Source organism: Mucilaginibacter yixingensis (assembly GCF_041080815.1).
GTDB lineage: Bacteria > Bacteroidota > Bacteroidia > Sphingobacteriales > Sphingobacteriaceae > Mucilaginibacter > Mucilaginibacter yixingensis.
The window spans coordinates 3,959,789-3,974,568 of the sequence record NZ_CP160205.1; the positions used below are offsets into that span (position 1 = coordinate 3,959,789).

12 protein-coding genes are annotated in these 14,780 nt (G+C 47.0%); 6 read left to right on the top strand and 6 right to left on the bottom strand.

The features are described 5' to 3' along the window. Nucleotides 1-302: 302 nt before the first annotated feature. The gene (eno, locus tag ABZR88_RS16080; RefSeq protein WP_107826355.1) at nt 303-1,604 is read left to right on the top strand and encodes a phosphopyruvate hydratase; all 1,302 of its coding nucleotides are present in this window, start codon (nt 303-305) and stop codon (nt 1,602-1,604) included. Nucleotides 1,605-1,690: 86 nt separating this feature from the next. Next, complete coding sequence (locus ABZR88_RS16085; protein ID WP_107826354.1) at nt 1,691-2,206, top strand: hypothetical protein; 516 nt, start codon at nt 1,691-1,693, stop codon at nt 2,204-2,206. A gap of 749 nt (nt 2,207-2,955) precedes the next feature. Here ABZR88_RS16085 and ABZR88_RS16090 read toward each other — a convergent pair. The 4 genes from ABZR88_RS16090 to secA form a co-directional block, all read right to left on the bottom strand. Beyond that, nucleotides 2,956-3,300, bottom strand: a complete 345-nt coding sequence (locus ABZR88_RS16090) for a hypothetical protein (RefSeq protein ID WP_107826353.1) — start codon at nt 3,298-3,300, stop codon at nt 2,956-2,958. Between the two features lie 46 nt (nt 3,301-3,346). Continuing rightward, entirely contained in the window at nt 3,347-4,531 is a 1,185-nt protein-coding gene (locus tag ABZR88_RS16095) for a M20 family metallopeptidase (protein ID WP_107826352.1), read from the bottom strand. Next, nucleotides 4,531-4,944 (bottom strand): SPOR domain-containing protein, encoded by a 414-nt coding sequence (locus ABZR88_RS16100; RefSeq protein WP_245916952.1) that lies wholly within the window; start codon nt 4,942-4,944, stop codon nt 4,531-4,533. The genes ABZR88_RS16095 and ABZR88_RS16100 overlap by 1 nt, the downstream gene beginning before the upstream one ends. 246 nt (nt 4,945-5,190) lie before the next feature. After that, nucleotides 5,191-8,514, bottom strand: coding sequence for a preprotein translocase subunit SecA (secA, locus tag ABZR88_RS16105; protein ID WP_107826350.1), 3,324 nt, complete (start codon nt 8,512-8,514; stop codon nt 5,191-5,193). Between the two features lie 613 nt (nt 8,515-9,127). On the opposite strand from secA, the gene ABZR88_RS16110 reads away from it, so the two are divergent. From ABZR88_RS16110 to ABZR88_RS16120, 3 genes are all read left to right on the top strand, one after another. Beyond that, complete coding sequence (locus tag ABZR88_RS16110; protein ID WP_107826349.1) at nt 9,128-9,847, top strand: intradiol ring-cleavage dioxygenase; 720 nt, start codon at nt 9,128-9,130, stop codon at nt 9,845-9,847. 81 nt (nt 9,848-9,928) lie between these two features. Next, nucleotides 9,929-10,432 (top strand): hypothetical protein, encoded by a 504-nt coding sequence (locus ABZR88_RS16115; RefSeq protein ID WP_107826348.1) that lies wholly within the window; start codon nt 9,929-9,931, stop codon nt 10,430-10,432. Between the two features lies 1 nt (nt 10,433). Beyond that, complete coding sequence (locus ABZR88_RS16120) at nt 10,434-11,096, top strand: hypothetical protein (protein ID WP_107826347.1); 663 nt, start codon at nt 10,434-10,436, stop codon at nt 11,094-11,096. A gap of 115 nt (nt 11,097-11,211) precedes the next feature. On the opposite strand, the gene ABZR88_RS16125 is transcribed toward ABZR88_RS16120, so the two are convergent. Then, nucleotides 11,212-12,357, bottom strand: a complete 1,146-nt coding sequence (locus tag ABZR88_RS16125) for a hypothetical protein (RefSeq protein WP_146166438.1) — start codon at nt 12,355-12,357, stop codon at nt 11,212-11,214. A gap of 121 nt (nt 12,358-12,478) precedes the next feature. Then, on the bottom strand, nt 12,479-12,748 hold the full coding sequence (locus ABZR88_RS16130; protein ID WP_107826345.1) for a hypothetical protein: 270 nt from the start codon (nt 12,746-12,748) through the stop codon (nt 12,479-12,481). A 414-nt stretch (nt 12,749-13,162) separates the two neighbouring features. Here ABZR88_RS16130 and uxaC point away from each other — a divergent pair, with 414 nt between their 5' ends. After that, nucleotides 13,163-14,566 carry a glucuronate isomerase gene (gene uxaC, locus ABZR88_RS16135; RefSeq protein WP_107826344.1) on the top strand — a complete coding sequence of 468 codons (1,404 nt, stop codon included), beginning with the start codon at nt 13,163-13,165 and terminating at the stop codon, nt 14,564-14,566. Nucleotides 14,567-14,780 lie beyond the last annotated feature (214 nt).

Genomic DNA, 14,780 nt, shown 5'->3' on the forward strand with positions numbered 1-14,780 from the left:
CGGGGCTGCAGGTGCCGAAGTGAGATATCTGTTCGTTTTCAAAAAACTTTTGTAGAGCCACATATTTGTGGCTCACCTACATGCTCAGCATCAGACGAGCGTTGGGTGAGCCACAAATATGTGGCTCTACTGATTTAAAACATTTCAACCAATCACCAATATTAAGTTAATGTTAAGTTGGTTTAATGATTATTTATTTCACTAATTTTTAGCTTATTTTGCCGGAAGTTGTATATTTGACATTGTATAAGTTAGTGTAAAAAATACACTAACATCATTTTTGACTAATACCCAAATAAAAAATGAGCTTAATTATTGACGTTCATGCCCGCCAGATTCTCGACTCGCGCGGCAACCCTACCGTAGAGGTAGAAGTTTTAACTGAAAACGGAGCGCTTGGTCGCGCGGCGGTACCATCAGGTGCCTCTACAGGTGCGCACGAAGCCGTTGAACTGCGTGACAACGATAAATCTAAATATATGGGCAAGGGCGTTTTACAAGCCGTTGCTAACGTAAATGATGTTATTGCGAAAGAGCTGCAAGGCCTTGATGTGTTTGAACAAAACGCGATTGACCGCCTGATGATTGAGCTTGACGGTACCCATAACAAAGGTAAACTGGGCGCTAACGCCATTTTGGGCGTATCGCTGGCCGTTGCTAAAGCTGCTGCTCTGGAGAGCCGTCAGCCGTTGTACCGTTACGTTGGTGGTGTTAACGCTAACACCCTGCCTATCCCGATGATGAACATCGTTAACGGTGGTTCACACTCTGATGCGCCTATCGCGTTCCAGGAGTTTATGATCATGCCGGTTGGCGCACCTTCATTCTCTGAAGCGCTGCGTTGGGGTACTGAGGTGTTCCACAACCTGAAAAAAATTCTGCATGACCGTGGCCTGTCTACCGCAGTAGGTGACGAAGGTGGTTTTGCGCCAACCTTTGAAGGTACTGAAGATGGTGTTGAAACCATTTTGAAAGCGATTGAGAAAGCCGGTTACAAACCAGGTGTGGATATTTGCCTGGCGTTTGATTGCGCGGCCTCTGAGTTCTACAAAGACGGCAAATACGACTATACTAAGTTTGAAGGCGATAAAGGTGCCATCCGCACCAGCGCTGAGCAAGCTGATTACCTGGCTTCGCTGGCTGCTAAATACCCAATCATTTCTATTGAAGACGGTATGGCTGAGGACGACTGGGCTGGCTGGAAATTGCTGACCGAGAAAATTGGCGACAAAGTACAGCTGGTGGGTGATGACCTGTTTGTAACCAACGTTGAGCGCTTGCAACAAGGTATTGATGCCAACACCGCAAACTCTATCCTGGTAAAAGTTAACCAGATTGGTTCATTAACCGAGACCATCAACGCGGTATCATTGGCACAAACTCATGCTTATACTTCTGTAATGAGTCACCGCTCTGGCGAGACTGAGGACGCTACCATTGCCGACTTAGCCGTTGCCCTGAACTGCGGTCAGATCAAAACCGGTTCTGCATCACGTTCAGACAGGATTGCAAAATACAACCAGTTACTGCGTATTGAAGAAGAACTGGGCGCTAACGCGAAATTCATCGGCAAAAACTTTAAATATTATCCGAAAGGAAACTAAGGTTAAAGCTGAAAGGTTTTATAGAAGCCGGTTCTCTGTGAGAACCGGCTTTTTTGTTGATATTAACAACAACCTATTTAACAAAGATGAATTTCAGACAAGCCGCAGCGGGTTATATTGTTGGAGCTTTCTCAACGGAAGACCTGCCACTGATCGCCTATAACGCGCTGCTGAAAGGCCTTGACTCGCCGTCATTGGTAATATTAGCAGGCATGAGCGCAAATGACACGTTCTATGATCTTACCCACTATTTTAAGCTTGCGCTTAAGGAAATAGGCATTGCGATACCATCTAAACGGGATGCCTGTATTATTTACGCGCTGTCAATCGCAGATGATATATTTTCAGAAAAGATAGATCTTGCTAAAGGAGCTTCTAAGATGTACTATGAGGCGATAAACAGATTCGATTTTAATTCAGAAACTCAGCGCTACGCATATGATAGCATTGGCTTTGAACAAGTGTATAGTTTACTTATGGAGTATGAAGATACTTTAGATAGTTGGCCGATCAATGAAACTTTACAGCAAGAAATTATTAACGAGTTGAGCGTAGCGTTGAGGAAATGGTATAATGAGATGACTCAAAACTTCAAATTTTGATCTGGTGGACTCTTTGATATAAAAAGATTTATCCTGTCATTTCCGAACGAAAAAGCAGAGAGTGTGCGATGGGATGAGGAGAATACATTCTCTTGAGCGATAGCAAAAAATCTTACACGTGCGATTAGTTTGATGTTTAGCAAATGGCTTATTGCACGTACAAGATTTCTCGTCGCCCCCATGCTCGTCCACTTCGCTCACTCGAATAACATGGTGGGTTACTGCTGTGCTCTGCCGCCACTCGCGAGGACGCCACAGGTGTTAGGAAGATGTTAAAATCCCCTCTTGAGAGGGGGCGCGTTGACGGTGCGGCTGCAGGGGTGTGTCATTCGCACGTATAAAGAACACACCCCTCCCCCCTCTCAAGAGGGGAATCGCACCATTCTACCGCTTCTTTTTATCTTTTCTGCAGTCGCTCGCGTCCTCGCGAGTGACGACTATCTGCCGGCCTCTGGCCGACGTGAGCATACAGGAAATTATCCATATTGATTGATGGCGGCCAGAGGCCGCGGGATAACGGTCACTCGCGAAGACGCGAGCGATTGCGTGGGGATGGGCTATGTTTAGGAGTGAGGAGAAATCTTATACGAACGGTATGGCGTACTGCATATCAATTTCCTAATCGCTCGTACAAGATTTCTCTTCCGCTCCTGCGCGTTATCCGACGCTCGTGCTCATCGAAATGACATGAGGGTAAAATAAAAAAGACGGCTTTAGGCCGTCTTCTTTATTTTATATTACGATCTGTGTCAATCATTAAAAGTCACACCCTGTACCGTTAACGCAATCGTTTTTATTTCTGCCATCATACTTCCCTGTTTCTCGCCCTCAAAATAAAAGACTTTTAATACTATAGTCATGTCAGGACGACCATTCATCCATACGATGGAGGTAGTTCGTCCTGAACCTGAAAAGGATTTTAAAAATTTGTAGTAGCTATAAGTTAATCCGTGCTTCTGTAATTCAGGAATAATAAACTTTTGCAGCGCAATTCGGATAAGCCTATTTCTGACTGCATTACTTATAGACAAAAACAGCATCGCTATCAAAGCAAAAGCAATTACAGCAAACAAAGCATAAACAGGAACCGGCATATCAAAGAGTACTAATCTTCAATCTTCAGCAACCAATCTTCACCCGTTAATTCCCCAACTGCTTCACCGCCAGATAAGCCATTAGGCCTGTGCTCACTTTAAACGCGTCTTCATCAATATCAAAGGTTGGGGTGTGTACAGATGAAGTTATGCCGCGGGCCTCATTACGGGTGCCCAGGCGGTAGAAACAGCTGTCGGCTACCTGGCTGTAGTAGGCAAAGTCTTCGGCGGCCATCCAGATGTCCAGATCCTCTACGTTTTCTTCGCCGAGGAAATCTACGGCATTGGCGCGGGCAGCTCTGGTTACTTTTTCTTCGTTGATGAGGAATGGATAGCCATTCATAATATTAAACTCGCAGGTAGCGCCCATGCTTTCGGCAATGCCTTCGGCCATCTTCTTCATGCGTTTGTGTGCTTCGGCGCGCCATTTCTCATCCATGGTGCGGAAGGTACCTTCCAGGTAAACCTCGTTAGGGATTACGTTAGTAGCGCCATTGGCAATTACTTTACCGAATGACAGTACGCACGGGTTCTTAGGATCTGAAAAACGGCTTACTACCTGTTGCAGGGCCGTCAGGATATGTGCGGTGATGATTACCGGATCTACATTTTGCTGCGGTTGTGCACCGTGACCCCCTTTTCCTCTTACGGTAACATAAAGCTCATCTGTACTGGCCATATATTTACCTACACGGAAGCCTACCTTACCTGCATCTATCAAAGGCATTACGTGCTGCCCCATTACCGCCTGCGGCTTTGGATTTTCCAGTACGCCTTCTTTAATCATCAGGCTGGCGCCGCCTGGCAGTTTTTCTTCCGCCGGTTGGAAGATCAGTTTTACCGTTCCGCCGAAATCATTTTTCAGCGCGGTTAATATTTTGGCTGTGCCCAATAGCGATGAAGTGTGCACATCATGACCGCAAGCGTGCATTACACCTACGTTTTGCGATTTGTAAGGCACATCATTAGCCTCGGTAATAGGCAGTGCGTCCATATCGGCGCGCAGAGCCACTACATTATTGCTTGGTTTCGCACCGGTTATCAATCCTACCAAACCGTTATCAGCCATGCGCACGTATGGAATCCCCAGTTCATCCAATTTACCTGCTACAAAGGCCGAGGTTTGTACCTCATTAAAAGACAATTCAGGGTGACTGTGCAGGTGACGGCGGTTGGCCACCACATCGTTAAAAATATCTTGCGTAAGCTGCTGTATCTTTTCTTTGATCATCAGTTCTGTTCGTTAAGTTGGGGATTGATCTTCTCGGCAATAATAAACAGTACCGGGAAGTAAGGTCGTAATTGCTGCATCACACGCGAAGCATCCATACGGGTGCGGAAATCACCGGCGTGCACCTTAAAATTCGGCTCTTTGTAGCTGATGTAGGTATGCAGCTCAGGGAAACGTGCTTTCAGCTTATTCTGTGCGGCATAAGCATCGGCCCTGCTAGTGCCGGTAAAAAATTGGATGCGATAACCATCTGAAGAAATAGTACTGCCGTTGCCGGGCGCTGTGGCGCCGCCAACGGGCATGTATGCCTTGGTTGGATGCAGCCTGCGGGCCATCAGCGTATCAATCAACGGGTCTTGCACCACTTCTACCGTGCCGCGGGTTTGCGCTTTTACCGCTAAAGTGAAAAGCATGAAAAAACAGCATCCTGTTATACGGCCAAAAGCTTTATAGTGTGATGCTGTTAATTTCATAAAGTATCAAATTCGTCATTGCGAGGAACGAAGCAATCTCTGCGGATGCTTAACTGCTAAGCATATCTGCTTGTCCTATACAGAGATTGCTTCGTTCCTCGCAATGACGTGAAGGTACTCCTTCCAGAATGCGATTGGAAAGAACCAATCTCTGATTAACTAATCTCTAATCACCGCCACTGGCTCTTATTCTTCGCCTACGCCGTGGCAGTTTTTGTATTTCTTACCGCTGCCGCATGGACAAGGGTCATTTCTGCCTATTTTTTGCTCGGCGCGTACCGGCATTTGTTTTTGATGCTCGCGGGTATCATCCATTGGCAAACCAGGGATGCCTTCCATCGCACCTTCGCTAATCAGCTCGGGTTTTGAGGCGCGCATGTTTCTCATATCTGTACGCGGCTGTGGCTGAGCCTCACGGATTTCTTCTGGCGCTTGTTGCACCGGAATTACACCGCGGAACAGGAAGCTTACCAGCTCTTTATTTACGTTGGTCAGCATCTGGCGGAACAGCTCAAACGCTTCGAATTTGTAAACCAGCAATGGGTCTTTCTGTTCGTAAACGGCGTTCTGTACAGATTGTTTCAACTCGTCCATCTCGCGCAGGTGCTCTTTCCAGGCATCGTCAATCAGGTACAGGGTAACGTTCTTCTCAAATGATTTGAACACTTCCAGACCTTTGTTCTCTACCGCTTTTTTCAACGGCACAGAAACCTGGATACCGTGAATACCATCGGTAAACGGAACAATAATATCTTCAATCTGCGCACCGCGGGTATGGAATACATCCTGCAGCACAGGGAATGCCTGCTCAGCAATACCTTCAGATTTACGTTTGTAGAAATCCGTTACCGCAGCAAAGGTTTCGTCAACCAAAGCGTTGATCGATTTGCCGGCAAACTGTTCCTGAGTGCTTTCAACGTCAACAGAGAACAAGCGAATGATCTCCAGTTGGAAGCCTTCGTAGTTATTTTGCTCTTTGTACTCGGTCACCACGTCTTCAACCACATCAAAAATGGTATTGTTGATATCTACATCCAAACGTTCGCCAAACAAGGCGTTTTTACGTTTAGCATAGATCACGGTACGCTGCGAGTTCATCACGTCATCATACTCCAGCAGGCGCTTACGGATACCGAAGTTGTTTTCTTCAACTTTACGTTGTGCACGCTCGATAGATTTGGTAATCATCGAGTGCTGAATTACCTCACCCTCTTCAATACCCATACGTACCATCAGGTTGGCAATACGCTCAGAACCGAACAAGCGCATCAGGTTATCTTCCAGCGACACGAAGAACTGTGAAGAACCCGGGTCACCCTGACGACCAGAACGACCGCGCAGCTGTCTGTCTACACGACGAGACTCATGGCGCTCAGTACCGATGATGGCCAGACCGCCCGCATCTTTAACACCAGCGCCCAGTTTAATATCCGTACCACGACCAGCCATGTTGGTGGCAATGGTTACCGTGCCTGCTTTACCAGCCTCGGCTACGATGTCGGCCTCTTTCTGGTGCAATTTGGCATTCAGTACGTTATGTTTAATGCCGCGCAGCTTCAGCATACGGCTCAATAACTCAGAAATATCTACCGAGGTAGTACCCACCAGTACCGGGCGACCTGCCTCTGTCAGTTTCACAATCTCGTCTGCAACGGCATTGTATTTTTCGCGCACCGTACGGTAAACTAAATCCTGGTCATCCTTGCGTGAAATTGGAGTGTTGGTTGGAATTTCAACCACATCCAGTTTATAGATTTCCCAGAACTCGCCTGCTTCTGTAACCGCTGTACCAGTCATACCGCACAATTTGTGGTACATCCTGAAGTAGTTTTGCAGAGTAATAGTCGCAAAAGTTTGTGTAGCGTCTTCTACTTTCACATTCTCTTTGGCCTCAATAGCCTGGTGCAAGCCATCGCTATAACGACGACCATCCATAATACGGCCGGTCTGCTCGTCTACAATTTTCACCTTGCCCTCGTCCAGGATATACTCCGTATCTTTTTCAAACAAGGTATAAGCTTTCAGCAACTGGTTAACCGAGTGGATACGCTCAGATTTGATAGAGAAATCGCGCATCAGCTCATCTTTGCGTTGCACTTTCTCTTCGGCAGCCAGATCAGATTTCTCAATGGCAGCCAGTTCTGTACCCACGTCTGGCATCACAAAGAAGTGTGGATCTTCGCCCGATGCGGTAATCAGTTCGATACCTTTTTCGGTCAGCTCTACCTGGTTATTTTTCTCGTCAATTACAAAGAACAGGTCTTCATCAACCTTAGGCATCTCCTTGCCCTGATCCTGCATGTAATAGTTTTCGGTTTTTTGCAGTACCTGACGGTTACCGCCTTCACTCAAAAACTTAATTAAGGCCTTATTTTTTGGCAAACCACGATGTGCGCGGAACAGTGCCAAACCACCACCGTCCTGATCGGTATTACCGTCGTTTATTTGTTTCTTGGCCTCGTTCAGCACACCGGTAATGTAATTACGCTGTGCATTTACCAGGCGCTCAATACGTGGTTTCAGCTCATAAAACTCATGCTCATCACCGCGCGGAATAGGACCGGCAATAATCAATGGAGTACGGGCATCGTCAATTAAAACCGAGTCAACCTCATCCACCATGGCAAAGTGCAGCTTGCGCTGTACCAGCTCTTCCGGGCTGCGTGTCATATTGTCACGCAGGTAGTCAAAACCAAATTCATTATTGGTACCGAAGGTAATATCGGCCAGATACGCTTTACGACGGGCTGGCGAGTTTGGCTCGTGCCTGTCAATACAATCAACCGACAAGCCGTGGAACTCATACAGCGGGCCCATCCACTCCGAGTCACGACGGGCCAGGTAATCGTTCACCGTTACAATGTGTACCCCCTGACCGGCCAGCGCGTTCAGGTAAGCAGGCAGCGTAGCCACCAGCGTTTTACCCTCACCCGTAGCCATCTCAGATATTTTACCCTGGTGCAGCACCGTACCGCCAATCAGCTGTACATCATAGTGCACCATATCCCAGGTTACCTGGTTACCAGCGGCAGTCCACGTGTTAGCGTGGATGGCTTTATCGCCTTTAATAACCACGTTTGGCTTTTTGGCAGCCAGCTCTCGGTCAAAATCGGTAGCAGTAACTTCAATGGTTGGGTTTTCTTTTAAACGGCGAGCAGTTTCTTTTATCACGGCAAAAGCCTGTGGTAAAATCACCATCAGTATTTTTTCCAGCTCCGTATCGCGCTCCTTCTGCAATTTATCCAGCTCGGTATACAGACCAACTTTTTCGTTAACGTCCATATCCGCCTCGTTCTCAACGCGGGCCTTTATATCGTTTATCTGGGCGTCAATATCGGCCAGACCGGTTTTGATCTTCTCTTTAAAGTTTACAGACATGGCACGCAGCTCATCATGCGTAATGCCTGATAACTTTGCATATTCAGCTTTTATCTGTTCAACTATTGGTTGAATAGCCTTCACATCCCGTTCCGACTTACTTCCAAAAAGCTTGCTTATAAAATTTAACATGGTTTATTTTTCTAATGATATCAAATATGGCATCAACAATTACGCCATTGGTCATTATGAAGTCATAATGGCAGGCGAATTTACATTTTTATGCCGAAAGAGAGAAGGCAGCACGACGGAAAGTCGGTTAGGGAATCGTAAAGATTTGGTGAATGAAGATTAAAGATCAGGTATCAAAATACGATAATTGAAGATTGAAGAGTAATGCCTGCTCTTGCGTTATCTAAAGGGCGTTCCCTTCGGGCCGGGCTATCCGCTCATACGCCTGCAGGCTTTAGTCACGAGGCCGGTATCCGCTCCTATCCCTAACGCGCTAACATAGCTGAATGACGGCGGCCAGAGGCCGCGGGATAGTCATCACTCGCGAAGACGCGAGCGATTGCACTTGATTAAAATGGCGCAATGCAGCTGCGCTGCATTGCGCTTCTCCCACTTTGCAGTCGCCCGGCTCCAGCCGGGTGACGACTATCCCGCGGCCTCCGGCCGCCGTAAAACCGACAAATCCATTTCATCGACTCAATCCCCGTACCCACCGACACCTTTAAACGCCCAACCCCACACCCATCTATCTTTATAACAGTAATAGGAACAGCTAATTAAAACTCGAACTAAAATGGAAAGAAAGATTTTTTTAAAGAGCCTGATTATAGGGGCAGCTTCCACCTCAGCGCTGGCAGCTGCTTGTAAAAAGGATGATACGGCCAGCACTACTTCAACCGGCAGTTCGTCGGCTAGCACACCGCCAAGCAGTAGCAACGGCTGTGCAGTGGCACCAACAGAAACGGAGGGCCCTTTTCCAACCCACACACCGGCATCATACGTGCGCAGCGATATTACCGACGGCCGCACCGGCTACAAGCTTACGGTTAAGATCATCATCTTGAGTAACAGCAATAGTTGCAACCCGCTGGCCAACGCCATGGTTGATATTTGGCATTGCGATAAAGACGGCAACTACTCTGAATACGGCGGCAGTGGCATGCAGGCTACAGACTACACATCGGTACACTTTCTGCGCGGCCGCCAAACAACCGACACCAGCGGACTGGTTACTTATACCAGTATTTTCCCGGGTTGGTACAGCGGCAGGTCTACACATATCCATGTGCATGTTTATAACTCATCGGGCACATCGTTAAAAGTAACGCAGATTGCCTTCCCCGAAGGTAGCGGCAGCGCCGTGGCACAGGTAAATGGTTACAGCAAAGGCTTAACCGGCTATACCTACAACGCCAGCGACAATGTGTTTAGCGACAGCTATGCCACAGAAATTGCCGCCGTTACCGGTAACACCACCGACGGGTTTGTACTGACGATGAGCATTAGTGTGTAATCTCTCTCCCACATATAGTTAATAGGTTTATTTGGTTGCGTCCTGAAGGCAAGCTTCGGGACGCCTTCTCATTTCAATATCATGCGTATCATCACCCTCTGCTACCGTAAAGTCATCGACACCAACAGCACCAAACCCTGGGACAAGCTGGTATTTGAGTCAAGCCACCTGGAATTTAAAATGCAGGCGCAGAACTTTAGTCAGCATACCCAGTTTACCTCGTACGCACAACTGGTTAACAACATTCCCGGTGCTCACCAACTGTCAGCGCGGGTATTGCCGGCCATCAGCGGTTATATACACCAATTAAACAATGTGGTGCCAGATATTTTGAACAATGTGGGCATCCGTTCGTTACGGTTTGATAACTATCAGCTGGAAATCATCAACTCTGATATTAACAACAAAGCCCGCCACCAAATAGCTATTAACTTTTACACCCAGCCACTGGTGTGGCACGATAGTATTGGCGAGTATCTGTTGCTATCAACCTATCAGCCAGATACTACCGCTGATAACGAAACCATCACCAACCTGATACAGGTGCAGCCTTATTTAAATATCTGCTCACTTAAAACGATATAAGATGGAATTGCCGGGACAAATTTTTGTGGCAGACAAGCGCGTCTTGGAGGAGAACAACACTTATCGCAGATACTCGGTATTTAATCAGGGCAATCAACCTTTCGGGTCATTAACTATAGCCAATGATGAAATGATTGCCGCAGGCGGCGCAGTGCAAATCGCCGTAACGCACAATGCCTACTTTGTGCTACTGCCTATTACCGGCGAGGTAATTCTTAATCATGAAGAAACCATCACCCATGCCGATGCGGGGCAGGCCTACGTTTACTTTGCCAAGGCTGGCAGCACTGTGGAGTTGAGTAACCCGTACGCAGATCATTGGATCAATTTTCTTTACCTGCAGATCCAGACTCATGATACATCTGTCTATAAATGCCTGGCCAATTTTGATTTCGGGCAAACACGCAATCAACTGACTGATATTTTTAAAGATGATGACTTGCCGTTTGCCTTACACATCGGCTTGTTTGCCGGTCGCGGCGAAACGTTGTATCAAACCTATAGTCGCGAATCGCGGTTATTTGCATTTGTAGTTACCGGAGCATTTGAGTTGCAGGGACGGCTATTGCATGAGCGAGACAGCCTGGCGCTGTGGAATTTAGAGGAGGCTGATATGGAGGCATTGAGTAATGATGCGGTGATGGTGGTACTGGAGATGTATTGAGTAGATCGTTCAGAAGCCGACGCGCTTGCTTCGACAAGCTCTGCATGACATCCCCCGCTCCATTTGGGTGTCACATTGAGCCTGTCGAAATGCGCGCGTGGGCCTGCGCATTCACCTACGGCAAAGTCACCTTCTCTTTACCCAAGCCCAGGTTAATACCAAAAACAGAGATCAGCTTGTTTGGCCCCGCAAAATCTTTACCGAACGAGCCGCTTACAATCAGGTTATCACTCACGCGCACATTCAATACCCCAACCGTCCGGTTTTCTGTTCCACCAAGCTGGCTGGCAAAGCGATAGAGCGACTCGACCGATATGGATAAACGGTTAAACTCAAAACCAGCATTGGCGCCAATGTCTTTATTATTGACGAGACCGATAACGCCTTTATCGTTCTTCTCAAAATTATCAGCCAGGTAGCGCCCCATCGCGCTCAACGTAAAATAGTTACCATTGCTAATGTTGCCCAGCGGAATATAGGTGCTCAACTGCGTCCATACCGCAGTGCGGCCGGTTTTTACGGTTTCGTCATCCACACCATAAACGGCTACGGCGCCGGCAATATCCCAATTAAACAGGGGCTTCTCGGCTATGGCGTCGTTTATTTGCTTCATAATATCGGTACTACGGCTCTCTCCAAGCTTGCTGATCATTTTACTGGCAGCGGCGGTATCTTCTGGATGTTTAAATTGATATCGGCTCAACTGGGCTATCAGTAAAGCATCATTATCAAATTCTGTCTGTACGGCATCATGCCAATCCTTAAGCCGTTTAACCAAATATTGTGCACGTGTTGTATCTCTAGAATGCTTTCTATAAATCCGAAACAAATTAGTATGCAATCCCAAGGCATATACCTTTTGTGTGGTAGTAGCATTGTCTGGTATCAGGTCTTTATTAATAAAAGCGACCGACAACATCGTATATTTTATGCCTCCCCAGGGATTATCTTTATGTGTGTTTTTATTGATTCCTAAAAAATCGTATACATTCAAACCGTTAGGCGCAATCCACCAAACCGGTGCAAATTGTGCGGAGAAATTATTAGGGAACAATGACCCTGACTGCTGAACAGATTGCGCCACACCTAAAGCGAAAGCTTTGGGCGTACCAGGAACTTGAGCCAACCCGGGTGTGATATCGGTGATTGAAAAAGCAGGCGATTGTGGTACGGCAAGTTTATTCAGGGTCTGGCTTGTACTTTGTGCCAGAGCCATCCCCGAAAATGTCAGCACTATTAAAAGGGTAAGAATTTTTCTCATGATAACAGAACCAAGAAATTCAAATAAAACTTACCGTCCTTTATGTTTTTGGTAACGTCGGTATATGTCTTTTCGCCATCGTCGCCACCACTAATTGTGTAAGTCCCCCCAAATGGGCCGGTTACCCCTGCCCTCCGCTTGCCCCGCCATCAGCAGCAGCAATCTCTGTCCAAACGTTAAGTAATTTTCCTTTTAAGCTACGATAATCACCAATAGGCTGCGATTCGATATCGCCTGTTGCGTCTACCGAACGAGCCACAGCAACTCCGGCATCGCTATCATCATCTAAAGATGTAATTGAAGCTTTGCTTGCAGCGGCGCCAACAGTGTGGATATCAGCCTGAAGATTAATTGAATTATGGCTATTGCCAATTTTGTAAACATTAGGCATGTGATAATTGAATTAAGGTTCCTAAAGATAGCGCAAAGCATTTATACATCAATGAGTATTTTGCCTCCCTCCTCTCCTTTGAAGGGGAATAGCTCATAAAGAGGTAGCAAGCATCTATGGACGCGAAGGCCAGTGCGATTCCCTCCCTTGGGAGGGTGTAGGGAGGGGTTTATGCGATTGCGTACGATATAAACCCCTCCCCGCCACTTCACAAAGCCACCGCGCCCCTCCCCAAGGAGGGATTTATTATACTCCGGCCTCTTTGTGGGCTATTCCCCTTTGAAGAGGAGCCAGGAGAGGTTTCTTACGCAATCGTTTCCGTTACTAAACCGCCTGCAAATCATTTTTTAAATCATAATAATTAATACCTTAGCGCGCACTCGGGGTAACCGCCCCTCCCATAGTATATTCTTTATGAAAAAGTTCCTGGATGAAAATTTTTTATTGCAGACCGAAACAGCAAAAACGCTGTACCACGAGTATGCAAAGCAAATGCCTATTATTGACTACCACTGCCATTTGCCGCCCGACCAGATAGCTGCCAACGGTAACTTTAAAAACCTTACCCAGATTTGGCTTTACGGCGACCATTACAAATGGCGTGCGATGCGTACCAATGGCGTGAACGAGAAATATATTACCGGTAACGCCGGCGATTTTGAGAAATTTGAACAATGGGCTGCTACCGTGCCATACACCATGCGTAACCCACTGTACCACTGGACTCACCTGGAATTACAGCGCTATTTTGGCGTGAACGACATTCTGTCGCCAAGCACTGCTAAAAGCATCTATGACCAGTGTACCGAGCAACTGCAAACACCAGATTTTACCGTGCGTGCCCTGCTAACTAAAATGAACGTAAGGGTTGTGGGTACTACTGATGATCCGCTGGATACCCTGGAATACCACAAGCAAATTGCTGCCGATGGTTTTGAAGTGAAAATTCTGCCGTCATTCCGTCCGGACAAAGCAATGAACAGTGATGACGTTGCCGGTCTGAACGCTTACATTGACAAACTGGAAGCCATTACCAACACCAGCATCAGCAACCTGGATGAATATCTGGCTGCCCTGAAAACCCGTCATGATTACTTTGCGGCCAACGGCTGTTCTGTATCAGACCACGGTTTGGAGCAGATCTATGCTGAGGATTATACCGAAGCCGAGATCAAAGCTATCTTCGCCAAGATCCGCAGCAACGCGGCTATCAGCCACGAAGAAAACCTGAAATTTAAATCGGCCTTATTATTTGAATTTGCCCTTTGGGATCATGAAAAAGGCTGGGTGCAGCAATACCACCTGGGTGCGCTGCGCAACAACAACGCCCGTATGCTATCGCAATTAGGTCCCGATACTGGTTGGGATTCAATCGGCGACTTTAGCCAGGCCCGTATGCTGTCAAAATTCCTGAACCGTTTGGATACTCAGGATAAACTGGCAAAAACCATCCTTTACAACCTGAACCCTGCCGATAACGAGCTGATGGCTACCATGATTGGTAACTTTAACGATGGCTCTGTAGCCGGTAAAGTACAATTTGGTTCTGGCTGGTGGTTCCTGGATCAGAAAGATGGCATGATTAAACAAATGAACGCACTGAGCAATATGGGCTTACTGAGCCGCCTGGTTGGTATGTTAACAGACTCTCGCAGCTTCTTGTCATACCCACGCCACGAGTACTTCCGTCGCCTGCTGTGTAACCTTTTTGGTGATGACGTTGAAAACGGCGAACTGCCAAACGATATCCAATGGATTGGTAAACTGGTGCAGGATATCTGCTACAACAACGCCAGCAATTATTTCGGCTGGAAGTAATTCTGAACTGAAAGCAAAAGCGTAAAGGATAAAGCTTTATCTGTATAAAAAGAAAACCCTTGGGCTTTTGCCCAAGGGTTTTCTTTTTATACAGCACGTCATTGCGAGGAACGAAGCAATCTCTGCGAAGGACAGTCGGACGTATTGCATGTACAGAGATTGCTTCGTTCCTCGCAATGACGTGTGGTGTTGGTTTAGTCTATCCACTCCTCCC

Bases quoted from the DNA above. Each gene is read 5' to 3' on its own strand.
- ABZR88_RS16125 (WP_146166438.1), bottom strand. From the start codon at position 12,357: ATGAGAAAAATTCTTACCCTTTTAATAGTGCTGACATTTTCGGGGATG.
- ABZR88_RS16130 (WP_107826345.1), bottom strand. From the start codon at position 12,748: ATGCCTAATGTTTACAAAATTGGCAATAGCCATAATTCAATTAATCTT.
- ABZR88_RS16100 (WP_245916952.1), bottom strand. From the start codon at position 4,944: ATGCTTTTCACTTTAGCGGTAAAAGCGCAAACCCGCGGCACGGTAGAA.
- eno (WP_107826355.1), top strand. From the start codon at position 303: ATGAGCTTAATTATTGACGTTCATGCCCGCCAGATTCTCGACTCGCGC.
- ABZR88_RS16095 (WP_107826352.1), bottom strand. From the start codon at position 4,531: ATGATCAAAGAAAAGATACAGCAGCTTACGCAAGATATTTTTAACGAT.
- ABZR88_RS16090 (WP_107826353.1), bottom strand. From the start codon at position 3,300: ATGCCGGTTCCTGTTTATGCTTTGTTTGCTGTAATTGCTTTTGCTTTG.
- ABZR88_RS16115 (WP_107826348.1), top strand. From the start codon at position 9,929: ATGCGTATCATCACCCTCTGCTACCGTAAAGTCATCGACACCAACAGC.
- ABZR88_RS16085 (WP_107826354.1), top strand. From the start codon at position 1,691: ATGAATTTCAGACAAGCCGCAGCGGGTTATATTGTTGGAGCTTTCTCA.
- secA (WP_107826350.1), bottom strand. From the start codon at position 8,514: ATGTTAAATTTTATAAGCAAGCTTTTTGGAAGTAAGTCGGAACGGGAT.
- ABZR88_RS16110 (WP_107826349.1), top strand. From the start codon at position 9,128: ATGGAAAGAAAGATTTTTTTAAAGAGCCTGATTATAGGGGCAGCTTCC.
- uxaC (WP_107826344.1), top strand. From the start codon at position 13,163: ATGAAAAAGTTCCTGGATGAAAATTTTTTATTGCAGACCGAAACAGCA.
- ABZR88_RS16120 (WP_107826347.1), top strand. From the start codon at position 10,434: ATGGAATTGCCGGGACAAATTTTTGTGGCAGACAAGCGCGTCTTGGAG.